We start from the raw sequence: 25362 nt of genomic DNA, 5'->3' as shown, positions 1-25362 counted from the left end.
CTTATCGAGTCGTTGCGGCCGCACGCTTCGCATCCTTCACGAAGCGCGTGCCGACGAAACTGACGGCCGCCGCGAGCATCACGTAGAACGCGGGCGCCATGTTGCTGCCGGTGCGGGCGATGAGCCATGTAATCAGGAACGGCGCGAACCCGCCGAAGATCGTCACCGCGAAGTTGTACGCAACGGATAACCCGGTCGACAGCACCTTGGTCGGAAACAGCTCCGCGAACGCCGCGAGGATCGGCCCCGTATAGGTCGCGATCAGCACGCCAAACACGGCCTGGAACACGATCAGCGACGCGAACCCGGGCGCATGGTTGATCCACGAGAACATCGGCCACGCGAGCACGAGGATCGCGAGCGCCGAGCCGGACAGGAACACGCGTCGTCCCCACGCGTCGGCGAGTCGCCCGACGATCGGCGAGCAGCACATGATCATCAGCCCGCCGACCATGCCGGCCGTGAAGCCGGTCGATTGCGGCAGATGCAGCGTGCGCACGGAATAGGTCGGCATGTAGAACAGCAGCACGTAGGTGCAGACGGTCCACAGGATGACCATCGAGAAACTCGCGAACGTCTCGCGCGGATACGTGTGCAGCACTTCCTTCAGCGGCGAGCTTTCCTTCGCCTGCGATTCGACGGCGCTGAACGCGGGCGTCTCGTCGATATGGCTGCGAATGAAGTAGCCGACCGGCCCGACGATGATCCCGAGCAGGAACGGCAGCCGCCAGCCCCAGCTATGCAGCGCCTGCGTGTCGAGCGACGTCGTGACGAACGTGCCGGTCGCCGCGCCGAGCAGCACCGCGAAGCCGATGCTCGACTGGATCCAGCTCGAGTAATACGCGCGCTTCTCCGGCGGCGCGTATTCGGTGAGGAACGCGGTGGCGCCGCCCATCTCGCCGCCGGCAGAGAAGCCTTGCAGCAGCCGCGCGACGACGATCAGGAGCGGCGCGGCGATGCCTGCCTGTTCGTAGGTCGGCGCGATGCCGATCAGCGCGGTGCCGGCCGCCATCAGCAGGATCGTGAGCGACAGCGCGGCCTTGCGTCCGACCTTGTCGGCATAGACGCCGAGCACGATGCCGCCCACCGGCCGCATGAAGAAGCCCACGCCGAACGTCGCGACGGTGAGCAGCACGGACGTCAATTCGTTGCCGGTCGGGAAGAACAGCTTCGCGATGATCACCGCGAAGAAGCTGTAGACGGTGAAGTCGAACCATTCGAGACCGTTGCCGATCACGGTCGCGACGATGGCGCGGCGGCGCTGTTGCACTGCCGCATCGACGGAAGGCGCGGCGCGCGGGGAAAGCGTTCCTTGCATGGTCTCTTCCTTGGTCAGAAGACGGGACGGCTGCCCCGCATGAATCCCATGCTAAGGAGAGCCGGATTTTTTTCTGAAACGAAAGATTCGCATGCCTGCATGCGCTGCACGCATGCGTCGCGCTCCGGGCATTCAGGGCGCGGTCTGCTGCTCAGCCTGGTCGAACAGCCAGCGCGTGAACAGGCGGGCGGCCTGGTTCTGCGCGCGGTCGTTCGGCGAGATCACGTAATAGCCGCCGCCGTGGCTCGCGGACGCTTCCGTCACGCGCACGAGCAGGCCGGCTTCGAGGCATGCGTCGATCATGTAGCGCCAGCCGAGCGAAACACCCTGACCGAGAATCGTCATCTGCACGATCTGCGGATACGAGTTGATCGTGATGTCCTGCGGCTGCGCCTTCTGCCGGTCGACGTCGTTCATGTCGAACCATTCGGACCACGACATCCATTGGCGCTGGCCGTCTTCGAGGCGCAGCAGCGTTTCGTTCGCGAGATCGGCCGCATCGAGCGTGCGGCCGGCCAGATAGCCTGGCGCGCAGACGGGGAACACTTCTTCGTCGAACAGCCTGCGTGCGGTGTATTCGGCCGGCGCCTGCTGGCGCACGTAGTAGACGCCGACGTCGAATTCCGCGGGCGACATCGATGCAAGGCCGTCGCGCACGATCAGGCGCAGCTTGATGTTCGGATACGTGGCGCGGAAGTTCGGTAGCCGCGGCGTGAGCCACAGCAGCGCGACGCCGGACGAGCACGCGATCGTCAGTTCGAGATCGCCGTACGGTTTCATCACGTCGTGCGTGGCTTGCGCGCATTGCGTGAGCAGGTGGTGGACTTGTGCCGCGTATTGCTCGCCGGCGATCGTCAGCCGCAGCGAACGGTGTTCGCGCACGAACAGCGAGCGGCCGAGGAATTCCTCGAGCTGCTGGATCTGGCGGCTGATCGCGCTTTGGGTCAGATGCAGTTCGGCGGCGGCTTTCGTGAAACTCGCGTGCCGCACGGCGGCTTCGAACGCGATGAGGCACTGAAGAGGCGGCAGGGGCGTGATGCGCATGGCGGGCAGGGAGTCGGGGGCGCTGCCTCCATGATACGGGTGGGCCCGGCGAAAATCGCAACCCGTGAAGGGCACGCTGGATTCGCCCAATTCAATCGTGCGAAGATTGAGCGAAACTGCACCGACACGTACCCGAGAACGACGTGACCCTATCAAACCCTGAGAGCAAAGTGAAAGCCATCCATCCGCCGTGGATGCCCGTCGCGCTGGCCGAACTCGGCATCCGCCGCCACCCGCCGGGCAGCATCAACCCGCGCATCGTCGAATACAACAACCAGACGAACCTGATCGGCTACGACGACAAGATTTCCTGGTGCTCGTCGTTCGTGAACTGGTGCATGGCGCACGCCGGATTCCGCGGCACCGGCTCCGCGCTCGCACGCTCGTGGCTCGAGTGGGGCAAACCGCTGGAGCGTCCGGTCTACGGCTGCATCGCGATCCTGACGCGCGACGATCCGACGAGCTGGAAAGGGCACGTCGGGTTCTACCTGCGTCACGATGCCGAACACGTCCATCTGTTCGGCGGCAACCAACTGGAAGAAGTGCGCGAACTCGCGTATCCGTTGAACGAAGTGATCGGATACCGCTGGCCGTCCACGGACTGACCGTGCGGCGGTAGCACACGAAAAATCCAAAATGCGGACATTCCCGCCGTTGCTAATCTGTCGAACACACCGCACTGACCCACCTGGAGCCCCGTCGGCGAGTTCCCCCACGATGTATGGCGCTCGCGCGTGGACGCACCTCAAATCCATGCGCGTGAGTTCACCGTGCTGGCGAGGCATTTGACTGTAGAATCGCGCGAGAGAGCTTGTGTCATACTACTGACAATAAAGTAAGCAAAAAGTAATAAAAGGATGGAAATGGATGCGCAAGACATCGTGAGGGCGATGCAGGGCGGATTGCTTCAGCAAGATCGGCTGCTGAAACTCGACACTCCCTTTGGGGAAAATGTATTGCTACCCCAGCGCACTGTGGGCTGGTCTCGGATCGGCCGACATTTCGACTTTGCGGTCGACGTCCTGTCGACACGAAGCGATCTCAAGCTGAAAGACCTGATCGGTCAATCCGTTACGCTCTGGATTCAGCAGGCAGATCGGTCCTATCAGCCACGAAACGGTTACGTCTATGCCGCCCGAAGACTGGGATCAGAGGGTGGACTGACCAGCTACCAGATCAGCTTTGCATCATGGATGCATTTTCTGAAGTTTCGCCGCGATCAGCGTATCTGGCAGGACAAGCCTGTTGATGAGATCCTCCGGGATGTATTCAACGCGCATCCGCAGGCGAAAGGCCGATTTGAATTCGCACTGTCCAGGCAGCTTCCGTCGAGGTCGTACTGTACTCAATACGAAGATGATTGGAATTTCGTCCACCGGTTGATGGAAGAGGAAGGACTGTTCAGCATCTGGAAGCAGGCCGACGATGGTAACTCCCATACACTGACTATCACGGATCACCTAGACACGTGTGAGCCCCTCGCCGCGCGGTCGGTTCAGTTCTCTCGATACGGTACTAACAGCGAGGTTGACGCGCTGGTTCACTGGTCCGGCTTGCGAACCCTCCATAGCGCGGCTCTGACAACTCGCACATTCGACTATAAGTATCCGTCGCCGCTCGCGAATCCGAAGGGCACCAATATCCCGACTGTGTCACATCAGCTGCCGGAGCAGTTGGAGGTGTATGAGTATACCGGCCCCTATACGTATCTTGATCAAGAGCGCGGCGATCATCTCACCAAGGTGCGCATGGAGGAGTGGGAATCACGCGGAAAGCGGTTTTACGGCACGGGGGGACTGCGCGGTATCGACGCTGGGCGGTGGTTTGAGCTCGTTGGCCATCCGGAGCATGACCGGGAGTCTAGCGAGCGCAGCCAATTCGCAGTCGTCGAAGTGATATGGCTGATCGAGAACAACCTGCCGGGATCGAACCATCACGGGGACCTTCCTCACAGCCTGAATGGGCGTTTGGCTAAAGCGAAAGCTACCTTCGACGGGCAACCGACCTCTGGGATTACTCATTTCGACGGGGCCGAGGGTTTCTTCTTGGTTGAAATCGAGGCACACCGTAAATCGGTGCCCTTCCGTAGCCCGTACGAACACCATAAACCCGTCATGCAGATGCAGACGGCGACAGTTGTCGGTCCGCAAGGTCGTCGTATTTATACGGATGAGTTGGGCCGAGTAAAGGTTCAGTTTCATTGGGATCGCATCGGTCAGCGTGACGAGCGTAGTTCCTGCTGGGTCCGGGTGAGCCATCCTTGGGCAGGCGAGGGATTTGGGATGATCCATGTTCCTCGAATCGGCGACGAAGTCGTAGTGTCGTTTTTGGACGGGGCACCGGACCGCCCGCTCATTACAGGTCGGGTGTCGAACGGAAATAACTTCGTGCAGTGGAAACTGCCAGATAACCAGGCGTTATCGGGGCTGCGTTCCAGAGATCTCGAGGGAACGCAGGCGAATCAAGTTGTAGCCGACGACACACCAGGAAAACTGCAGGTTCAAGTATCGAGCGACTACGAGCATTCACGCCTCGTCGTTGGCTACAACACACGCATTGATGGCAACGCGGGGCGAAACGGAGCTCGCGGCACCGGGTGGGAGCTGGCAACGGATTCCTGGGGCGTGTTGCGCGCGAACCGTGGCATGCTAGTGACGACCGAGACGCGCGCGGGTGCAACGGCCGCCGCGAAAGATATGAGCGAGACCGTTGACCGACTCGGAAAGGCGCAGCAACTGCACGACGCGCTGACGAAGATCGCGCAGCAGAGCGAGGCACAGGATGCGGACGGCCATCAAGCCGACATCGTCAATACCATCGCGGCACAGAACGAACAAATTCGTGGCACGGGCGCTGGCAGTAACAACGAGTTTCCGGAGTTGTCGGAACCGCATCTGGTGATCGACGGCAAGGCGGGTATCGAGATCACCACACCAGCGACCGTGCATGTGGCGTCTCAGCAGGCCGCGATCACAACAGAAGGTCATATTGGTATTGCAAGTGGACGCAGCCTTTTCGCGACGGTGCGAGACACGCTTCGTTTGTTTGCGCAGACTGGCCCTATGCATCTTGTCTCGGCTGCGGGCGACATCGTATTGAACGCACTGACAAAGTCAATTGTGGCGCGAGCACAGAAGCAGATCCTGCTGGAGAGCGAGGAGATTCTGCTGCGTGCTCACAAATTCCGTGTCGAGGTAAACGGCAGCTTCCTGAATATGGATGCGAGCGGTGTGGTGAGCGGAACAACAGGAAAATTTACCGCGTACGCAGCTTCTCATGATTTGCCCGGCCCGAAGGACCAGATGGTCGATTTGTCTCCGAAGAAGATCTGTGTCGAATGCATGCTTAAGGCAGCCCGGGGCGGAGCGGCCCTGGTGCCCCGTTAATCCGTAGACTTATCCATGATGACAGACCGACTTTCCCATTTCCGGCGACGTGCGATCCAGGCCGTCGCCTTTGCTGCCGTTTTTTTCCTCGGGGCATGCGATAAGCATCCTGGCGCTATGGCACAGCCGCTTGATCTGTCGAGCCTGCCGAAGCACTACGATACGCTGGGTGTTGGCGCCTCGACCCTGAACTACTCCCCTTGGTACATCCATAAGTGGGGATTTGAGGGACCGGAGGGATCGGGGGTAAGCGGTGGTGGCCCCAACGTATTACCCGTTGAAGCAGACAACAAGCCGTCCGGTGGTGGCGGTGATATGTGCTGCAGCGACATCCCCTCTGTATGGCAGCCGGACCTGAGGCTGACGGTGCGCTGGTTGGTTGACAAGAAGCAGGACGGAAAGACACCGGGGTACTGGTACAAGGCGGAAAACGTTCGGATCCCGAAATACGGAAAAATTATGGGCGGTCTATGGGCGGTCTTTTTGCCGGATGACCGGGTCCGTATCATGGTTGCCGACGGTCAGAAAGGTGACTTAAACGACCCCGGCATACGCCCTCCGGACACCGATCCGTACATTGTGCACGGGGTTTTGGATCAAGAGTGGAATCGGTTATACCGGAATGGAGGGGGCGCAAAATGAGCCTCAGATGGGCGGATCCGATGCCTCAGGGCGGGCGTATAGCGGGTAGTATCACGGCGTTGAGAAAAGGGCGCACGCTGGTGTGCGACGCTCTAATGTCTTGTCCTCAGACACTTCATATCACGCTGTTCTTTGACGGCACGAACAATAACGACGAACAGACAAATCCGTTCCGGGATTCGCTTGTTCACACACATTCCAATGTTGCGCGTCTGTATAACGCGGCACTGGACCGATCAGAAGAAGGGATATTTCGCTTCTATATTGCGGGTGTGGGTACACCGTTCAAGAGTATTGGTGAGCAGACATACTCGACTTCCGGCAAGTCAATGGCATCCGGTTTTGGAAGTCGTTGCGTGTGGGGCTACACAAGAGTACTGAATGCTATATATCGGGCTATTGCTACGGACAAGACGCGAAATCTGATTCCGGATAGCGACGTCCAAAGAGTTTGCACGGAAGTGGCCGATGGTCACAAACTCCCGCTGGTTGGCTACACCGATCGATTGGGTCTCGCTCACAAGCAGGCGATCGACGAGGGGCGATATCCCCAGACGATCAAGCAGATCTGGATCAACGTAATTGGTTTCTCGCGGGGGGCGGCATGCGCACGCGTATTCGTCAACAAGCTGATGAATGAATGGGCACGGGACGGACGGATGGGATATCAGACTGGCAAATATGCGCTGAATTACAAGGTTAACTTCGTCGGTCTTTTCGATACAGTTGCCTCCGTTGGCCCTCCCGACTCGACTCGTGCGACCGTGGACTTTGGCACGTTTGATGGGCACTTCGCGTTTGCTAACGACGGTCGGCTCGATATTCCTAAGGATGTGCGATTCTGTTACCACGCGTTCTCGGTGCACGAGCAGCGTATGAGTTTTCCGCTTGATTCAATCCGTAACGGGGACAGCTACGGCGGCGGTATCCGTGACGAGGTGGCTTATCCGGGGGTCCATTCGGACGTGGGTGGCGGCTATGCGCCGTGCGAACAGGGTAAAGGAGGAGCTGCAGCGAAAGCTGGGGACGACAGCTACAAGCTTAGTCAGATCCCGCTGCACGATATGTATTTTAAGGCCGCCTCGTATGGTGTGCCACTGATGGATAGCGATGCGATAAGTAAACGTGCCGATCTGGTCGCCGACTTTGCTCTCGACCAGTCGGTGATCGATGCATTTAACGCTTGGCGAAAGACCGTCGAGAACGTTAACACTGTGGAGGGCGCGCTGAAGGTCGGATTGGGCCAGATGTTGGCGTGGCGTACGCTGCGCGCAGACATTGGTAATCCGCAGCGCTATGTTACGGGACAGTCTTTCTTCAAACGCGCGCACGAAGACAAGATGACGCCGCACAAGGTACAGCAGGCGGTTTCAAAGGCGTCGGAAAAGGATCCGACCATGAGTAAGCTCAGGTCGCAATCTCAGTTGCTCCAGGCGAACGCCCTGTCGATGGGAGCGGGATATACGTCGTACATGAGCACGCAAAAGGGACAGGTGACGGCGCTGAACGAAGCCATGGACCGGCGCAACGAGCAGCTGTGCGGTGCGATTGCTCATCCTGGTGTCGCTAACCCGAAACCTGCCCGTCCAGGGGAGGGACCGCTCGATGTTGTGACCAACGATCAGACCGACCTTCGGCAAGGCGCGGAGGAAATGCGACTGCTTCTCGGGTACCTGTATCCGGACCAGTGTGAACGGTGGAAGGTGAAGCGCACGGATCATCGCCCAATAGTGACGCGCGGTGGCGACGTGATCAAGGTGCCACCGACATTTGTCGTCGAACATGATCAGCCCGGGAGTGATTCCCCCTGCGTGACGCTCGCGTATAGCGGAATACTGCTCAACACGGTCTGGTCGACGCTTGTGCAGAATTACCGCGTAGAGGACGATGTTATGGCTGCACCATTACCTGGCGTGGAATCATTCCTGCGCCAGCACACATCTTCCGACGCCGTGAACAAGTTGCCAGTTGGGGCCATCACTCTATTTGATGACTATATACACGATAGTCGCTGTTGGTTTCGAGTGCCGTATTTTCACGAGTACGCGCCCGGCGGGTATGGTTTCCCGCGAGTCGTGTTTGTAGGAGGAGATCAGCGCAAGGCATATCTCGGCCTTGCGTCAAACGCTTCGCAGCTCGACTTGGGTAATGGCAGGACCCAAGCCGGTTGGGCCTGAGGCGGATCGGAAAACAAGCCGATAAACAGGATTGCAGATGGAACTACAAGCTATACCCTCGCAAGCGCGCCTGATGGGGCTGATCGACGCGGCGGTATGTCCACCGAAAGTGGTGCCTTTGCTGCAGCGTGCTGGCGTACCGTTTCTCTCCGTTTTCGCTGGTCTGCCTGAAGAGGAACTCGGGCCGGCTTCATTATTTTTGGTCTCGGTAGATGACACGGAGGCGGATTGGTTTGTAGAACTCGATCAGCTCGATCGTCAAAGTCCATGCCTGTCCTTGATCTCTAGCCGGGTCGAGATGGATGCGCTCGTCACGCATCTGCAAGCCTTCCTGTTTGCGGATATTGGCGACAACATGACCGCGATGGTCCGGTTCTTTGATCCGCGTAACACGACGGCGGTTTTGAACACGTGGGGAGAGCAGATTCGCGCCATGTTCATGAGCCCTATCGAGCAATGGATGTACCGCGGGCGTCACAAGGAGTGGCAGCACATTGGAAACGAATCGATGGCGAGCGCGAGGATCTGCCGTTCTGTCATGGTTCAGCTTGGGCCGGAGGACGTTAATGCCCTCACGGCGCACACGGAACCCGACGAGATTCTGGCTGCACTGATCGAGTCCGGCGATGTCGACGGAGAGCATACCTACCTTGACCGCTTCGAGGATTTTATTCCTCGTTACCTCCGTGCGGTGCAGTGGGGGATCCGCGAGCCGGGGGATCGCCTTTCGTTCTGTCAGCATACCTATATGTACGGGCAGGATTTCGATCGGCATCGGTTTGTTCATGATTTGCTGATTCAGCGTCAGCAGTCTGATGAGTCGTTTAGTGTCGCTATCACTGGCGTTCCGGAAAGTGTATGGGCCGAGATTGAGCGGATGGGTCCGCACGACGCCGGGAACGCTTCTCAGCCCGTTATGTTATAGGGAGTATGTATGGCATTGCAGATGATCGTGGTCGGTGATGCGACCTCACATGGCGGACGCGTGATCACCGGATCGGAAACACATAGCATCGATGGCAAAAAGATTGCGCGTTTGCACGATCTGGTGGACTGTCCTGAAAAATATCCGGATGGACGACCACATGGAGTTAACAAGATAATCGAGGCGCATCCGACGGTAACGATCGATGGCCAACGCGTTGCGTTGCACGGCCATCATACCGAGTGCGGGTGCACGTTAATTGGCAGTATGACTGCTCGTGTGGGCGATTGAACGATGCGTAGGATCACGTCGGTTGTGTCGAGGTGTGCGATTCACGGACATCGTTTCACTTCTTAAGGTGCCGACAATGTTCGGCGAGGGCCTTGTCGACGCGCCATTCGCGGTGCCGAATTCGCTCTTTCGTTTCGTCGAAGGCACTGCCCACCTCCTCCGCGGGAGGTGGGCTTTCTGTCAGATCAGCGATACGATCGACGGGTGTCTTGCCACCGAGCGAGCCGTGCGGGCGCTGCCAGTTGTAGTCGAACTTCCACTCCTCAATTCGTTGATCGATCGCGTCCTCCGTCGGCGAACGATACGACCAGGATTCGTTGATGTCAGTGAGCTATGATCGTTCTACTTTGCCATTGAGGTGTAGCGAGCGTGGCGGAATAGGTCGGAATTTGATGCACTCGCTCGTCAAACGGCGTTGCACCGGCTCAGCGAAGAACTCGCCGCCTCGGTCGGTTTGGATGCGCTGGATCGAGAACGGCTTTCCTCGATAACGCGATCAAGAAAGAGCAGCATATTTCGGGCAATTCTACGTGGGTAGATCGTCAGTACCCCGGAACCGCGAGCAGTCGTCAATTGGTGTGTGCTGGTACGCACCTCGAGCGATCAATACACTTCAACGACAAGGCGGTCTTGCATATCGAGCGACGCGCCCCGCGCCCCACGACCGCCTCACTCCGTCAGCAGTTCAGCCCCGCGACGCGACGAGATGCCGACCAGCTGCTCGGCGGGCTGCGGCCGCGCGAACAGGAAACCCTGCCCCTGGTGGCAGCCGATCTCCTGCAGGAAGGCCAACTGCTTGGCCGTCTCGACGCCTTCCATCACGACATCGAGCCCCAGCGCACGCCCCATCGCCACGATCGCGCGCACGATGGCGTCGTCCGTGCTGCCCGAACCGCAGTCCGTGAGGAACGACCGGTCGATCTTCAGCGTATCGACGGGCAGATCCTTCAGATACACCAGCGACGAATAGCCCGTGCCGAAATCGTCGATCGCCAGGCTGATTCCCCGCGTCGCCAGTTCGCGCAGCAGGATGCCGATTTCCTCGCGGGTGTTCATCGCCATGCTTTCAAGCAACTCGAGCTGCAGGTATTCGGCCGGCAACGCGGTTTCGCTGAGAATGGTCGTCAGGTCGCTGAGGAAGTGGTCGGTAAAGCACTGCCGTGCCGATACGTTCACCGACACCCGCCCGAACTCGAAGCCCTCGTCGAGCCAGCGGCGCGCCTGTCGGCAGGCTTCGTGCAGCACCCATTTGCCGATCGGGACGATCAGCGCGGATCGCTCCGCCAGCCCGATGAAGTCGCCCGGCGGCACCAGGCCGCGATGCGGATGCAGCCAGCGCAGCAGCGCTTCCACGCCGACGATCCGGCCGCTCGCCAGATCGTATTGCGGCTGGTAGAACAGGCGGAATTCGTTCTGCTCGAGCGCGCGATGCAATTCGCCGAGCGTCTCCAGTTGCTCGATCGCCGACGACGTCATCTTGCTTTCGAAGAACTGGAACACGTTCCTGCCGCGGCTCTTCGCGCCGTACATGGCCTGGTCCGCGAGCAGGATCAAGTCCTCCGCCGCAGTGCCGTCGTCCGGATAGATGCTGATGCCGATGCTGGGCGTCACGAAGATCTCGCGATCGCCGATATCGATCGCCCGTCCCACTTCGTCCAGCAGCTTGCGCGCGACGCGTCCCACGTCGCGGACGTCGTCGATCTCCTCGAGCACGAGCGCGAATTCGTCGCCGCCCATGCGCGCCACCGTGTCGTTCGCGCGCACATTGGCGACGATGCGCTCGGCGACCATCTTCAGCACCTCGTCGCCGGCGTTGTGGCCGAGCGTATCGTTGATCAGCTTGAAGCGGTCGAGATCGAGGTACATCACCGCGACCTTGCGGCCGAACCGCTTCGCATGGCTGATCGCGTGCGCGAGCCGCTCCTCGAACAACATCCGGTTCGCGAGATTGGTGAGCACGTCGTGCGTGGCGAGATAGCCCAGCCGCTCCTCCGCCTGGCGCCGCTGCGTGATGTCGGAAAAGATCGCCGCGTAGTGAGAGATCTCGCCTGCGCTGTCGCGAATGCTGGTGATCGTCAGGTATTCGAGAAACAGTTCGCCGGTCTTGCGGCGATTCCAGATTTCGCCTTGCCAGTGGCCATCGGTCGTGAGCGAATGCCACAACTGCTTGTAGAAATCGGGCGTCTGGCGCCCGGAACTCAGCAAGCCCGGGTTGCGCCCGATCACTTCATCCTCGCTGTACCCGGTCAGGCGCGTGAACGCCTGGTTGACGCGCTCGATCCGCGCGCGTCGGTCGGTCACCATGATGCCTTCGAGCGCCGATTCGAACACGCGATCCGCCATGCGCAGGTTGAAGCGCGCGAGCCCCAGCGCTTCGTCGCGCTCGCGCAACGCGCTGCGCAGCTCGTTCGCGTATTCGTGCTCGATGCTCTGCAGCACGTCCGCGAAGCAGAGCAGGCCGGTCAGCCTGCCATCGTCGTCGCGGATGCCGACATGCCGCATGTTGTGTTCGGTCATGAAGCGCTGCGCCGCATACAGGCTTTGCCTGGCGGTCAGCATCTGCAGCGGCTTGCTCGCATGGGCGCCGACCGCGCCTTGGGCGCCGCCGTCCGCCAGCAGCCGGACGATGTCGCGTTCGGTCAGGATGCCGTGCTCGCCGTCGTCGTAGCCGACGAGGATCGCATCGAGCCGTTGCGCGCGCATCTGTGCGATGACGTCGTGCAGTCCGGCCTGCTCGGGCACCACGACGGGCGGATGGACGCGGATCGACTCGATCGGCTTCAGGTGCAGGAAAAATTCCGGGCCCTGGTTCACGACGACGTCGGTTTGCGTCAGCACGCCGATCGCGGCGCCATCCCGCACCACCACGAAGTGCCGCACGCCCGACTGCTTGAACTTCATCGCGGCTTCACCGAGCGGCGTGTCGGCCTCGAGCGTCATCACCGGATGGCTCATCACCTCGCTGACCGGCCGATCGAGCTCGCCCGGATTGTCGCCGGCCGACAGCGCATCGTGCTCGGTCCAGATCCCGACGACCTGTTCCTCCTTCATCACGACGATCGAGCTGCAACGTTCGGCGAACATGCGTCGCGCGGCCTCCCGCACCGGCGTGGCGGGTGCGCAGGACAGAATCTGGCGCGCGACGAGGCGCGCGATCGGAACATCGTAGCTGTTCGGGTACATTCTCTGACCAAGACGAAAAATCCTTGCCGGCGCGCTTCGATCCGGCAACCTTCGGGCGCGCCCGCGCCGGCCGGCAAGGCATGATCTTGCTCGCGTCGACGGGTTGCGCACTCATCGAGCTCGCCCACGCGGAATCGATGCCCGGTTGTCCGGCGAAACCGCACGCCGGCGCATCGCCCTCGCACGGGCTGCCGCCCTGAGTTAACGGCAGATTCGGTCAAGAGTTGAGTGCGATGACCCCATTCGGGCCGTACGTCGGCAAGTCGAGCGGCTGCGGGCTGGGCGAGATTGACGGCGCGGCCGTCGCGCCGCCCATTGCAAGGCTTACTGAGGGCGGTATGCGGGTAGCCCGCGCACCTGATCGTCGTACCACGTGGTGGCAGCGAGCCAGAGCGTGGTCAGGTCGTTCGGGGTGAAGATCGGCAATGTGTTGCACGCTGCGCGGATGACGTCGAAGTCCCCCGATTCCGCTGCCTCGCTGGCGTTCAGGAGCCAACCCAGCTCGCCATGCCGTTCGAGCAGTGCCCGCCGGATATCGGCGTGAATCGGCGTCGTCGTGACGACGTCCTCGATCGTGCTGCCGAACAGCACATGAACGAGTGAGAACACGCCTGCAATGAACGCGGTAGCGGCGAACCGGTCATCGTCGGGCCGCAGCCGGCCCGCGGCCAGTTCCATGAATCGCGCCCGCGCGCCGCATAGCTGCGCCAGCGGATCGGAGCGCAACGCGTCCAGGCGCTCATCGGCAAACAGGAGCAACTGGGTCCAGCGCGTAATTTGCCGCGTGCCGACCAGCATGATCGCCTCGCGCAGTGACGAAACGGGCTGGCTGAGCCCCACCGCGCTTGAATTGAGCAGCATCAGAAGGGGAATGACGAGGTTCGGAATGCGTTTGAGTTCGGCTTCGAGTTCAACGATCTCCGGTTCGCCGCCCAGAAGCACGAGCAGGCGCAGCAGCGCGTCGCGCGATGGCGTGACGCGCCGCGAGGTCAGCACCTGCGGTTTCGCGAAGTAGTAGCCTTGAAACAGTTCGAAGCCCGCTTGCATGGCGGAGGCATGGTCCTCCGGCGTTTCGATTTTCTCGGCGACCGACATCTTCCCGTGCTGCTTGACGGTGCCGATCAGTTCGGCAAGGTGCTCGCGCGGACATTCGAGAAAATCGATCTTGACGATATCGACGTAAGGGAGAAATTCGAACAGGCGGGGGGAAACCTCGGAAACATCGTCCAGCGCGAGCCGGTAGCCCGCGCGCCGCAGTTCGCTACAGCGCTTGCAGAGCGCGTCGTCGAACGTCACCGTTTCGAGGATTTCGAGTATGAAGCGTTCATGTGGCAACAACCAGACGATGTCGGACATCAGCACCGTTCGATCGATGTTCACATAGCCCGTGCGATCGCCCAGTGCGGCGGTGAGGCCGATATCCCCGATGAGTCTTCCGATGACCTGCGCGGTGGCGGCAGCGTCATCCGTGATGTGGGCGCGATTGGCTGTCCCCGAGCGGAACAATAGTTCGAATGCGATCAACGCTCCGCTGCGGTCCAGAATCGGTTGCCGCCCGAGGTAGACGTATTCCGGTGCGGCGGCTTTGCCGCCCGACTCCGGTTGATCGTCGGCGGGGCGGGGCGACGGTGCGCTCGTATTCAATCTTGAACGTTCCCTTTGAGTTGAGGTCTCGCGGATGCCAGGCGGGCATCCGTCGCATCCGGGGAGTTCGTTGTGCCGATGACTGACGCCCTCGCCGGCTTCTTCAACGTTCACGAAGATGCGCGCGGCCCTTCCGGGTCGGCGCCGACCCTCGCGGTTTGCTCCACCTGTCAGTTTACTCGCGGCACGGGCGGCCGCCTAGAAGTTGTCCCAGTCCCCCGCCGGGGCGGCTTGCTCTACCGGAGCGGGCGGCGCGGCGGGCCGATCCAGCGCTGACCGGGGGGGCGGATGCGTGTCGGAGGAGCCGCAGTGGGGTGCGTGTCCGGGCGGCTGACTTCGCATTGCGTGAGCCGCCTAGTTTTTCGCCACAGCGTCCGTTTCCGTCTGCGGCCCACCCGCCGCATCATTCCGGCTCCACCCACCCCCAAGCGACCGATACAACGCCACCGCCGCCAGCGCATGCTCGCGCTTGACCTGATTCAGCGAATCCGAATCGCGCAGATACACCTCCTGCGCCGACAGCACGTCCAGAAAGTCCGTCGCGCCACCCTTGTAAAGCTGATTCGCCAACCCGAGCGCTTTATCGGAAGCCGCCAATGCACTATCGAGCCGCCGCGTCGCCTCATCGGAGCTGACGAGATTCGCGCGCGCATCCTCGACTTCCCGCAGCGCTTGCAGCATCGTCTGCCGCAACCCGAGTTCCGACTCGCGCATCCGGCTTTCGCTCTGCGAGATATCGGCGGTAATCCGCCCCGCATTGAAGATCGGGCTCGTCGCACTCAGCGCCGCGCTGAACAGGTTGTCGGTCAACGTCGGCAACCCGAGATACGAGGCCGCCAGAATTCCGTCCGTCAGGTTCAACGAAAACTTCGGATACCGCTCGGCCTTCGCTACGCCGACTTGTGCCGCACGCCGCTCGACTTGAGCGTAGGCAGTCAGCACATCGGGCCGCCGCAACAATGCTTGCGAAGGCAACGTCCCCGGCGCGCCGACCGGCGGTGCCGGAATCTCCCCGGCTTGCGCCAACACGAGTCGATCGACCGATTCCGGCGTCCGCCCCGAATACACGGCGATCAGATTCAACTGATGCGAAATCTGCGCCTGCGTCGGCGGAATCCTGGCTTCGAGCGCATCGAGCTGGTTCTGCGCGCGGGTCACGTCGAGTTCCGTCGACAGCCCGAACGCCTGTCGCTTGCGCGTGAGTTCGAGCGCATGCTGCCGGATCTTCGCGTTGTCCTGCAGGATCTTCAATTCCTGCTGCGCCCAGCGCAGATCGACATACGCGGATGCCGCATCGGCAGCGAGCGCGAGGCGCATCGCATCTTCCGCATGCTTCTGCCCGACCAACTCCGCTTGAGCGGCGAGCAGATCGAGCCGTTCGCCGCCGAACACATCGGGCGACCAGCTGAGCGCGAGCCCCGCGCCGGCCTGCCGCACATAACCGAGCGGCGGCGGCGTGTTCTGCCGTGCGTCGGCCGCATGCGCGGTCGCGTCGAGTTCGGGCAGCAACACCGCGCGCTTCTGCACGGTCAGCGCCTGCGCCTGCTTCACGCGTTCGGCGGCGGCCTGCAGATCGAGATTGCCGTCGAGCACGGTCGCGATCAGCCGGTCGAGCACGGGGTCGTGGAATTGCGCCCACCAGGCGGCGGCGTCGATGTCCGCGCGCGGCACGTCGGTGTCCCATGCGGTAGGCGCGAGCGTCTGAACGGAATCGTTCAGCGCCGGATGCTGCGCGGGCTGCACCGCACACCCGGCGGCGAATGCGCTGACGGCCAGCGCGACGAGTAGCTTCTTCATCAGAATTTGCTCCGAGAAATCCCGCCATTGATGGCGGGAAGGAAAGAATTGCTGTTGACAGGCTGCTTCTTCCACGGGTTAGGATCACCGGCATGATCCTTGTCTACCGCTACCGGGTGAAGTCGCTCAACGGACTGCTTAACAAGCAGAGCCGTGCGGTGAACTACGTCTGGAACTTCTGCAACGACACGCAGAAGCACGCGCTCAAGTGGGGCAAGAAGTGGCCTACAGGATTCGACCTGAACGTGCTGACCACCGGCAGCAGCAAGGAACTCGGTATTCACTCCGGCACGGTCAACGCGACGTGCGAGCAATATGCGAAGTCGCGCAGCCAGCGCCGTCGGCCCTACCTGCGCTATCGCGGCAGGAAATCGCTGGGCTGGGTGCCGCTGAAGGGGCGTGACCTGAAGCGCGAGGGCGACGCGTTCCGTTTCGCCGGCAACACCTTCCGCGTGTTCAATAGCCGCCCGCTTCCCGAAGGCAAGATCAAGGACGGGGCCAACTTTGCGCAGGATGCACGCGGCAACTGGTTCTTGAACATAGCGATCGAGATGCCGGATGTTCAGGCTCGCCCGATCCGTTCCGGTGTGGGCATCGATCTCGGCCTGAAAGACTTCGCCACACTTTCGACCGGCGAGAAACTGCCCAATGACCAATTCGGTCGACGAGCGGCGGAAAAGCTGGCGAAAGCGCAACGGGCGCGAAAGCACAAGCGACATATCGCGAAGCTGCACGCGAAGATCGCCAATGCCCGAGCCGATTTCCAGCACAAGCTCGTGCTCGAGTTGGTGTGGCGCTTCGATTACATCGCGGTCGGCAACGTGTCGGCTGTCAAACTCGCCAGAACCAGAATGGCGAAGAGCGTCTACGACGCATCCTGGTCGTCCTTCCGAAACAAGCTCCGCTACAAAGCGATGGCGCACGGGGCCACGTTCGAGGAAGTCGACGAAAGCGGTTCGACCCAGTCCTGTTCGGCGTGCGGATCGAAAGACAGCACGACGCGGCCGAAAGGTATCGCGGGACTGCGAATAAGAGAGTGGGCCTGCAGTGACTGTGGTGTCGAGCATGATCGAGATACCAACGCTGCGCTGAACATTCTCCGATGCGGACGTGCATCGCCAGATGTGGGAATCCTCCGCGCTTAGGCGGAGGAGGACGTCAAGATGATGATCCGTGGGCCTCAGTGCGCGTCCGGCGGCGGCGCGTTCAACGTAATGGGTTTGGAAAACACGACGGCAAGCAGCGCGACGACGAAGCACAGCGACAGCGCGTAATACGCATCCGCATAGGTCAGCGTCAGCGCTTCGCGATAGATCAGGCGGTGCAGGTTCGCGAGTCCGGCTTGCGCGGTATTCAGCGTATTGCCGGCCACCGATCCCCAGTACGCGGCCTGGCGATCGAGCAGCGACGCGACCTGCGGTTCGCCGGCGCTCACGTGCTCGTTCAGCCGCAGATAATGAAAATTCAGCCGGTCGTTGAGCATCGTCGCGCTTACCGCGATACCGATCGCCCCGCCGAGGTTGCGCATCAGGTTGAACAGCCCGCTCGCCGATTTCAGCCGCGACTGCGGCAGCGAGCCGAGCGCCATCGTCACGATCGGCGGCACGCTGAACTGCTGGCCGATACCGCGCAGCGCCTGCGGCAGCAGCAGTTCCCGCCAGCCCCAGTCGTGCGTGATCGGCGTGTACAGGTAGCAGCCGAGGCCGAAGCAGATCAGCCCGAACACGAGCAGCGCACGCATGCTGACGTAGCGCGCGGCGAACGCATACGCGCACAGCGCGATCAACTGGAACGCGCCGACCGACAGCAGCGCGATGCCGATCTGCAGCGAGCTGAACGCCCGCACCTGCGCGAGAAACAGCGGCGTGAGGAACACGGTCACGAAAATCCCGATGCCGGTCACGAACGACAGCAGGCTGCCGATCCCGAAATTGCGCACGGCGAGCGCGCGCAGGTCGACGATCGGATCTTTCGCGGTCAGCGCGTGCACGATGAACAGGAAGCCGCAGATGCCGGAGATCCACGCGCAGATCACGATCGCATCGTCGCCGAACCAGTTCTTGCGCGGGCCTTCCTCGAGCACGTATTCGAGGCAGCCGAGGAAGCCCGACATCAGCACGATGCCGAGATAGTCGCCGCGTTTGATGAGGCTGAGATCGGGCGCGTCGATGTGCACGTAGCGCGGCACGAGCGCAGCCACCGCGATGCCCGGCACGAGGTTCAGGTAGAACAGCCAGTGCCACGACCATTGGTCGGTGATCCAGCCGCCGATCACGGGGCCGATCGCCGGTGCGAGCGACGCGAGCGCGCCGATGGTCGTCGACGCGATCAGCCGCTGCCTGCCGGGGAACAGCACGAACGCGGTGGTGAACACGGTCGGGATCATCGCGGCGCCGAGCGCGCCCTGCAGGCCGCGGAACAGGATCATCGAGTTGATGTCCCACGCGAGCCCGCACAGCATGCTGGTGATCGTGAAACCGACGGCGGATGCGACGAACAGCCAGCGCGTCGACATCACCTTCGACAGCCAGCCCGACATCGGGATCACGATGATCTCGGCGATCAGGTACGCGGTCTGCACCCACGACAATTCGTCCTGGCTCGCGGACAGCCCGCCGCCGATGTCGCGCAGCGACGACGCGACGATCTGGATGTCGAGCGTCGCCATGAAGAAGCCGACGCACATCAGCGCGAACGCGAACACGCGCTGCTTGGTCGGTTGCGACGCGGGGTCGCCGGAAAACGCGGTGGTCATCGTCGGCTCCCGCTCAGTGCTGGTGGTCGGTATGCACGGTCACGACCGCGGAGAGCCCGGGGCGCAGCACGTGCTCGATGCCCGGCTGCGGATCGAGATGCACGCGAACGGGCACGCGCTGGACGATCTTCGTGAAGTTGCCGGTCGCGTTCTCGGGCGGCAGCACGCTGAAGGTCGCGCCGGTCGCGGGGGCGAGGCTGTCGACGCGGCCATGCAGGCGCGTGCTCGACGCATCGAGCGCGACGTCGACGCGGTCGCCCGCGCGCATCTTGCGAAGCTGGTCTTCCTTGAAGTTCGCGTCGATCCACAGCCCGGAGGCCGGCACGACGGTCAGCAGCGGCACGCCGACGTTCGCGAGCATCCCGACGCGGCCCGTGCGGTTGCCGACGTAGCCGTCGACCGGCGAACGGATCGTCGTGTATTCGACGTTGAGCGCCGCGACGCGCTGCGCGGCGAGCGCGGTGTTCACGCGGGCCCGCGCATCGGCGAGCTGCGCGCCGAGCACGTCGAGCTGGCGCTTCGACGCGAGCAGCGCGGCGTCGCTGCGTTCGACGGCCGCGCCGGCCTTCGAATAATCGGCGTCCGCGCGCTCGACGATCTGGTTCGATACGGCGTCCGACTTCACGAGCTCGCGGTAGCGCATGCGGTCCGATGCGGCGCGCGTCAGTTCGGCCGACGACGCGTTCTTGTCCGCCGCGTGCTGGCCGATCACCGCGAATTGCAGTTGCTGCTTCGCTTCGAGTTCGGTCACGGCGGAGCGCGCGCTGTCGACTTCGGCGCTGGCCTGCGCGAGCTTCGCGTCGTAGTCGCGCGCATCGAGCTGCACGAGCACGTCGCCGGCCTTCACGCGCTGGTTGTCGGTCACGAGAATCTTGTCGACGAAGCCGTTGACCTTCGGCGCGAGCACCGTCACGTCGCCGCCGACGTACGCGTCGTCGGTGCTTTCCTGAAAGCGCAGCACGAACAGCCAGTCGAGCGCGGCGGCCGCGACCACGACGACGACGGCGCCCACCGCGATGCGCATCCACGGCACGCGGCGTCGTTGCTTCGCGGGCCGCTCGGTTGTGGCTGCTTCGCGTGACGAGGCAGCGGCTTGGGTCGTATCCATCGATTCACCTATGTATATGCACTAATCAAAGCGATCGACGACGTCGTGCCGATCGGGAAAAGGGTTAGCGTTCCGGCAGGTTGTGCGTGATCCGGAACAATTCGTCTCTGAGGCGGGCCGCCTGCGTCGACCCGAAGCACCGCTCGAACGCTTCCTGTGCGGCGAGCCAGTGCACGTGCGCGTCGGCGACCTTCGTTTCGCCGTGTGCGGTCAGTGCAAACGTCTGACCACGACATGGCGGCTCGATCCGCCCCGTCACCAGCGCCGCGCCGACGAGCGGCTTGAGCGCGCGCAGCAGCGCGGTGCGTTCGATCACCAGCACGTTCGACAGCGTCGCCATCGTCAGGCCGGGCCGCTCGCGCAGCAGCGCGAGGATGCTGTATTGCGACGGCGTCACGCCCGCTCGCGACAGGTAACGCTCGTAGAACTGCGAGATCCGCCGGGCGGCTTGCCGGACCGCGAAGCAATCGTCATCGGTGAGCGTGGTCTTGTGCATGTGCACATGTTAGGGGGCGGGACGGCGTGAAGCGAGCGGCGGGACAGGATCAGATTGGTGTCGTGGCTGTACCAATCGGCGTCGGAACGGCGCGCTCGCGCCCGGTCACGCCGCCGCGGGAACGATCCAGCCTTCGCGGTCGCAGTACGCGGCCGTGTAGTCGATGAACGCCTTCACCTTCGCGGGCAGCAGCGCGCGGTTCGCGTACGCGAGCTTGATTTCGACGAACGCATCGACGAGATCGGCGTCTTCCAGCAGCTGCACGAGCGCGCCCGACGCGAGTTGGGCCTCGACGAGCGTTTTCGGGACGACGCCGATGCCGAAGTCGTGCATCACCATTTCGCGGTTGAAGACGGGGCTGTTCGACGAGATGTCGAAGCGGAACGGCACGGTGAGCATGTTGCCGTCGACACGGAACGACAGCGCCGGCCGGCGCAGCGACGGCGAGATCGGCACGAACGGATGATTGGCGAGGTCGGCCGGCGTCTCGGGGCGCGCATGCGCTTGCAGATATGCAGGCGTCGCGACGATCACGACCGGAATGCGCTCGACCAGCCGCACGACGGTCGATTCGCTCGTCAGCATGTACGGCACGACGATGCCGATGTCGTAGCCTTCGCCGACCAGATCGACCGGGCGCTCGGTCAGCGTGACGTCGAGGCGCACGTTCGGATGCGCGCGCTTGAAGCCGGCGATCAGCGGCACGAGCCGGTTCAGCGCGGCCGTCGTATGCGCGACGAGGCGCAGCAGGCCCTCGGGCTCGCGCGTGTGCGTCTGCGCTTCCACTTCGAGCGCGTCGAGTTCGTCGAGCACGGCCGCGCACCGCTCATAGATGCGCTCGGCCGTTTCGGTCAGCGACACCTGGCGCGTGGTCCGGTGCAGCAGCCGGCTGCCGAAACGCGCCTCCAGATCCGCGACCGCGCGCGAGACGACCGGCCGCGCGAGGCCGTGCATGTCGGCGGCGCGCGTGAAGCTGCGCATCTCCACCACCGACCGGAAGATGCGCAGCTTGTCGATGTAGTCCATGTCCGTCTCCTTGACGCGATGGCCGGCCCCGGCCATGTTACGGCGGAGTGTACATTGACTTTATGCATATGCACATATAGATTCGACGACATGAACGACATTCCGATTTCCGAGGCGTGCAACTGCCTCGCGCTGCGTCAGGCGGCGCGCTTCGTCACGCAACTGTACGAGCGCCATCTGGCCCCGGTTGGCGTCACGCCCGCCCAGTTCTCGATCATGGTGAACCTCAAACGCCGGCCCGGCCTGCTGATGAGCGAACTCGCCGATGCGCTCGTGATGGATCGCACGACCTTGCTGCGTGCGCTGAAGCCGTTGCAGCGCGACGGTTTCGTCGCGACGGCGGCATCCGAGCACGATGCGCGTGCGCATGCGCTCCATCTCACGAAGCTCGGCGAGCGCACGTTCGCGCGGGCGTTGGTCGCGTGGCAGGCCGCGCAGGACGAATTCGACACCCAGTTCGGCCGCGATCGCGCGAAGGCGTTGCGCGCAGAGCTGTTCAGCCTGACGGCGGAACGTTAGGCGAGGGGCGGGCGGGTCGGTGTGGCGGTCAACTGGTGCGGAACGCAAGCCATTGGCCGCCGCCGAAGCTTCCTGTTGTGAAAATTGGTTTTTATGATGCCCGGTTTTGTCCCAATCTGGACAGTTTTTGTTTCCAGTTGTAGAGTCCTCTGACGGAATTCACGAGCCGGCGCGGCCGCCGGCACGCGTCACGAGGAGCAACCGATGCTGCAGTTGAGCGACCGCGACGACGCAATGTTGCGCGGGGATTTCGGGCACGGCGTCGCCCGCGCGATGCGGATCGTCGCGCGCACCGCGCAAGTGATGTCCGCGCCGCACCTGATCGACATTACGTCTGCCCATATCGACGGCTGTCTGTATCACGGCCAGACGAGCCTCGACTTCGTCGACTATTTCGTCGACACGGGCGCGAAGGTCGCGGTGCCGACCACGTTGAACGTCGGCTCGCTCGACCTGATCCATCCCGAGCTGTACCACGGCGACCGCACGATCCAGCGCGATGCGCAGCGCCTGATGGACGCGCACTTGCTGCTCGGCTGCGAATCGAGCTTCACGTGCGCGCCGTATCAACTGAAGCATCGTCCCGCGCTGGGCGAGCAGATCGCGTGGGCCGAATCGAATGCGATCGTGTTCGCGAACTCTGTGCTCGGCGCGCGCACGAGCCGCTACGGCGATTTTCTCGACCTGGCCGCCGCGATCACTGGGCGCGCGCCGTATGCGGGGCTGCATGTCGACGCGAACCGCGCCGCGCGAATCGTGTTCAACGCGCCGGATTTCACCGGCCTGCCGTCGCGCGACATCTATTTCGCCGCGCTCGGTCTGGCGGTCGGCAAGATCGCGGGCGCGGTCGTGCCGGCGATCGTCGGGCTGCCGGCCGACACCACCGAGGACGAACTCAAGGCGCTCGGCGCGGCCGCCGCGTCGAGCGGGGCCGTCGCGCTGTTCCATGCGGTCGGCGTGACGCCCGAGGCGCCGACGCTCGACGCCGCGTTGCACGGGCGCGCAGCGCTTCGCACGATCGACATCACGATGGCCGATCTCGACGAGATTCGCCGCACGCTGAATCACGGCGCGGCCGGCGACGCGCTGGTCGCGGTCGCGCTCGGTACACCGCATTTCTCGCTGGCCGAATTCCGCACGCTCGACACGTTGCTCGACGCGTTCGACGGCAAGCCGGCCTGCGATTTCTACGTGAACACGAGCCGCTTCATTCTGTGGGAGCTGGAGCAAGTCGGCCTCGCGGAGAAATTCGCCGCGCGCGGCGTGCAGATCGTCGTCGATACCTGCACGTACATCACGCCGGTGATGAAGCGGTTGTCGGGGCTGGTGATGACCAACTCGGGGAAATGGGCGTCGTATGCGCCCGCGAACATCGGCGTGACGGTCGCGTACGGCAGCATGCGCGAATGCGTGCGGTCCGCGTACGAAGGCAAGGTGCGATTCGATGACTGAAGCGACGGACACATTCTTGACGGGCGACACGCTCGTGCCGGGCAGCGCGTGTGCGCGGCCTTTCGTGCTCGACAAGCCGCTCAGCTTCTGGGGCGGCTACGACTCGGGCGCGGGCAGGATCGTCGATCGCGGGCATCCGCAGGCCGGCGCGAGCCTCGCCGGCAAGGTGATGGTGATGCCGCACGCGAAGGGATCGAGTTCGAGCAGCAGCGTGCTCGCGGAAGCGGTGCGCAACGGCACCGGGCCGGTCGGGATCGTGCTGAAGGAGCGCGACCTGATCATCTCGATCGGCGCGATCGTGGCCGCGGAGCTGTATGCGATCGCGGTGCCGGTGGTGTGCGTGAGCGATGACGTGTACGACGCGATCGTCGCCGCAACGGGTGAGGTGCGGATTGACGCGGGCGAGGGGGACGGCGGCGCGCGGATTTATATCGGGCGCTGATACGTCGCGCACGTCATTCGCGTCCCGTCCCCGCAGCCGCTTCCCGAAACGCGCTCGGCGTCTGCCCGGCCCAGCGCCGGAACGCGCGCGTGAAATTCGCCGGGTCGGTGAATTGCAGCCGTTCGGCGATCGTTTTCAGGTCGAGATCCGACGCGGCGAGCAACTGCTTCGCATCACGAAACCGCGCTTCGTCGAGCAATTGCCGATAGCTCGACCCGGCTTCCTCCAGCCGGCGTCGCAGCGTGCGCGTCGACACGAGCAGCGCGTCGGCGAGCGTGTCCGGCCCCGGATAATCGCCGGCGGCGCGCGCCAGTTCCGCGCGAACGCGCTCGACCAGATCGCCTTCCTCCTGCCGCACCTGCGCGTATTCGCGTTCCACCTGCACGAGCGCTTGCCGGTGCGCGACTTCATCGGCGAGCGGCAGCGGCCAGTCGAGCACGTCGTGCGCGATCCATAGCGCATTGGCCGCACAGCCGAATTCGACCGGTGGCAACGTATCGCGATAGCGCGCGAAATACGCGGGCTCCGGCCACGCGAATTGCAGCCTGATCGGCGGTGACGTGCGCCCGGACCATTGCGAGATGTTCTGCGCGAGCCCCGTCAGCACGAATTCGAACATCACGTGATGCTGCAGCACGGGGTTTGCCTGCACGCCGTGCAGTTCGAGCGTCGCGCCACGCTCGTCTTCCGCATAGGTCAGCCGGTACTGGCGATTGCGCATCCGGAAGTAGCGCTGCGTGACGAACAGCGCGTCGCGGATGTCCCGCGCGGTCAGCGTCGCGTAGCCGAGAAAGCCGTGCACGGTCGGTTTCAGCAGCAGCCCGAACGCGAGCCCGATGCCCGGATCGCCGCCGATTTCGATCGCGTTGAGCACCAGCCGCCCCCATTGCGACGGCGCGACGCGCGCGTCCGGTTCGGCCAGCACCGCGTCGCGCAGGCCGGTGCCGGCGCGCACGGCGGCGAGATCGACGCCGCGAGCGGCCAGCGCCTGCAGCAGCAGGCGCGTATAGGCGACCGGAATCGTTGGCCGGCGCAGCCCGAGGCGATCCTTGCGAGACGGGGAGGTCATGTCGATTTGGCCGGAAATGACAAGCATTATGGCTGTTTGCCCCCTCACGTTCAAGGCGGCGCGCGCCTACGATGGCAGGCATCGCTTA

At 63.0% G+C, this 25362-nt stretch carries 20 protein-coding genes and 1 pseudogene; 10 read left to right on the top strand and 11 right to left on the bottom strand.

Features of this window, described 5'->3' with window-relative positions:
• Window position 1: 1 nt before the first annotated feature.
• Together HWX76_RS03290 and HWX76_RS03285 are read right to left on the bottom strand one after the other, a co-directional pair.
• Entirely contained in the window at window positions 2-1318 is a 1317-nt protein-coding gene (locus HWX76_RS03290; protein ID WP_124640400.1) for an MFS transporter, read from the bottom strand.
• Window positions 1319-1450: 132 nt separating this feature from the next.
• The gene (locus tag HWX76_RS03285; RefSeq protein ID WP_176015474.1) at window positions 1451-2362 is read right to left on the bottom strand and encodes a LysR substrate-binding domain-containing protein; all 912 of its coding nucleotides are present in this window, start codon (window positions 2360-2362) and stop codon (window positions 1451-1453) included.
• Between the two features lie 194 nt (window positions 2363-2556).
• On the opposite strand from HWX76_RS03285, the gene HWX76_RS03280 reads away from it, so the two are divergent.
• From HWX76_RS03280 to HWX76_RS03255, 6 genes are all read left to right on the top strand, one after another.
• Window positions 2557-2967, top strand: a complete 411-nt coding sequence (locus tag HWX76_RS03280; RefSeq protein WP_089489714.1) for a TIGR02594 family protein — start codon at window positions 2557-2559, stop codon at window positions 2965-2967.
• Between the two features lie 258 nt (window positions 2968-3225).
• Complete coding sequence (locus HWX76_RS03275; RefSeq protein ID WP_239468958.1) at window positions 3226-5748, top strand: type VI secretion system Vgr family protein; 2523 nt, start codon at window positions 3226-3228, stop codon at window positions 5746-5748.
• Window positions 5749-5763: 15 nt separating this feature from the next.
• Window positions 5764-6390 (top strand): DUF3304 domain-containing protein, encoded by a 627-nt coding sequence (locus HWX76_RS03270; protein WP_050017852.1) that lies wholly within the window; start codon window positions 5764-5766, stop codon window positions 6388-6390.
• On the top strand, window positions 6387-8567 hold the full coding sequence (locus HWX76_RS03265) for a DUF2235 domain-containing protein (protein ID WP_176015472.1): 2181 nt from the start codon (window positions 6387-6389) through the stop codon (window positions 8565-8567). The genes HWX76_RS03270 and HWX76_RS03265 overlap by 4 nt, the downstream gene beginning before the upstream one ends.
• A gap of 37 nt (window positions 8568-8604) precedes the next feature.
• A complete protein-coding gene (locus HWX76_RS03260; protein WP_124595203.1) occupies window positions 8605-9492 on the top strand; it encodes a DUF4123 domain-containing protein in 888 nt (295 codons plus the stop codon).
• A 9-nt stretch (window positions 9493-9501) separates the two neighbouring features.
• Window positions 9502-9783, top strand: a complete 282-nt coding sequence (locus tag HWX76_RS03255; RefSeq protein ID WP_077179869.1) for a PAAR domain-containing protein — start codon at window positions 9502-9504, stop codon at window positions 9781-9783.
• A 70-nt stretch (window positions 9784-9853) separates the two neighbouring features.
• Here the strand turns inward: HWX76_RS03255 and HWX76_RS03250 are convergent.
• From HWX76_RS03250 to HWX76_RS03235, 4 genes and pseudogenes are all read right to left on the bottom strand, one after another.
• A pseudogene (locus HWX76_RS03250) lies at window positions 9854-10396 on the bottom strand (integrase core domain-containing protein); the annotation flags it as partial.
• Window positions 10397-10452: 56 nt separating this feature from the next.
• A complete protein-coding gene (locus HWX76_RS03245; RefSeq protein WP_176015471.1) occupies window positions 10453-12966 on the bottom strand; it encodes an EAL domain-containing protein in 2514 nt (837 codons plus the stop codon).
• A 324-nt stretch (window positions 12967-13290) separates the two neighbouring features.
• A complete protein-coding gene (locus HWX76_RS03240) occupies window positions 13291-14610 on the bottom strand; it encodes an EAL domain-containing protein (protein WP_124631254.1) in 1320 nt (439 codons plus the stop codon).
• A gap of 354 nt (window positions 14611-14964) precedes the next feature.
• Window positions 14965-16407, bottom strand: a complete 1443-nt coding sequence (locus tag HWX76_RS03235; RefSeq protein WP_124631255.1) for an efflux transporter outer membrane subunit — start codon at window positions 16405-16407, stop codon at window positions 14965-14967.
• Between the two features lie 92 nt (window positions 16408-16499).
• On the opposite strand from HWX76_RS03235, the gene HWX76_RS03230 reads away from it, so the two are divergent.
• The gene (locus HWX76_RS03230) at window positions 16500-17552 is read left to right on the top strand and encodes an RNA-guided endonuclease TnpB family protein (RefSeq protein WP_176015470.1); all 1053 of its coding nucleotides are present in this window, start codon (window positions 16500-16502) and stop codon (window positions 17550-17552) included.
• 35 nt (window positions 17553-17587) lie between these two features.
• Here HWX76_RS03230 and HWX76_RS03225 read toward each other — a convergent pair whose 3' ends face one another.
• From HWX76_RS03225 to HWX76_RS03210, 4 genes are all read right to left on the bottom strand, one after another.
• Window positions 17588-19162: a DHA2 family efflux MFS transporter permease subunit gene (locus HWX76_RS03225; protein ID WP_089489092.1), complete on the bottom strand. Its 1575-nt coding sequence runs from the start codon at window positions 19160-19162 to the stop codon at window positions 17588-17590.
• Between the two features lie 13 nt (window positions 19163-19175).
• Entirely contained in the window at window positions 19176-20270 is a 1095-nt protein-coding gene (locus tag HWX76_RS03220; protein ID WP_089489093.1) for an HlyD family secretion protein, read from the bottom strand.
• A gap of 64 nt (window positions 20271-20334) precedes the next feature.
• A complete protein-coding gene (locus HWX76_RS03215; protein WP_011548253.1) occupies window positions 20335-20766 on the bottom strand; it encodes a MarR family winged helix-turn-helix transcriptional regulator in 432 nt (143 codons plus the stop codon).
• 105 nt (window positions 20767-20871) lie between these two features.
• Window positions 20872-21792, bottom strand: a complete 921-nt coding sequence (locus HWX76_RS03210) for a LysR family transcriptional regulator (protein WP_050017861.1) — start codon at window positions 21790-21792, stop codon at window positions 20872-20874.
• A 90-nt stretch (window positions 21793-21882) separates the two neighbouring features.
• On the opposite strand from HWX76_RS03210, the gene HWX76_RS03205 reads away from it, so the two are divergent.
• From HWX76_RS03205 to HWX76_RS03195, 3 genes are all read left to right on the top strand, one after another.
• The gene (locus HWX76_RS03205; protein ID WP_050017862.1) at window positions 21883-22311 is read left to right on the top strand and encodes a MarR family winged helix-turn-helix transcriptional regulator; all 429 of its coding nucleotides are present in this window, start codon (window positions 21883-21885) and stop codon (window positions 22309-22311) included.
• Between the two features lie 204 nt (window positions 22312-22515).
• Window positions 22516-23763: an aconitase X gene (locus HWX76_RS03200; protein ID WP_176015469.1), complete on the top strand. Its 1248-nt coding sequence runs from the start codon at window positions 22516-22518 to the stop codon at window positions 23761-23763.
• Window positions 23756-24205 (top strand): DUF126 domain-containing protein, encoded by a 450-nt coding sequence (locus HWX76_RS03195; protein ID WP_124554529.1) that lies wholly within the window; start codon window positions 23756-23758, stop codon window positions 24203-24205. The genes HWX76_RS03200 and HWX76_RS03195 overlap by 8 nt, the downstream gene beginning before the upstream one ends.
• Before the next feature lie 13 nt (window positions 24206-24218).
• On the opposite strand, the gene HWX76_RS03190 is transcribed toward HWX76_RS03195, so the two are convergent.
• Window positions 24219-25301: an AraC family transcriptional regulator gene (locus HWX76_RS03190; protein ID WP_176015468.1), complete on the bottom strand. Its 1083-nt coding sequence runs from the start codon at window positions 25299-25301 to the stop codon at window positions 24219-24221.
• Between the last annotated feature and the right edge of the window lie 61 nt (window positions 25302-25362).

The sequence above is a fragment of the Burkholderia sp. BCC0398 genome, assembly GCF_902833245.1.
In the GTDB taxonomy this organism is placed as follows: domain Bacteria; phylum Pseudomonadota; class Gammaproteobacteria; order Burkholderiales; family Burkholderiaceae; genus Burkholderia; species Burkholderia sola.
This window is presented reverse-complemented; position numbering and strand designations above follow the sequence as displayed.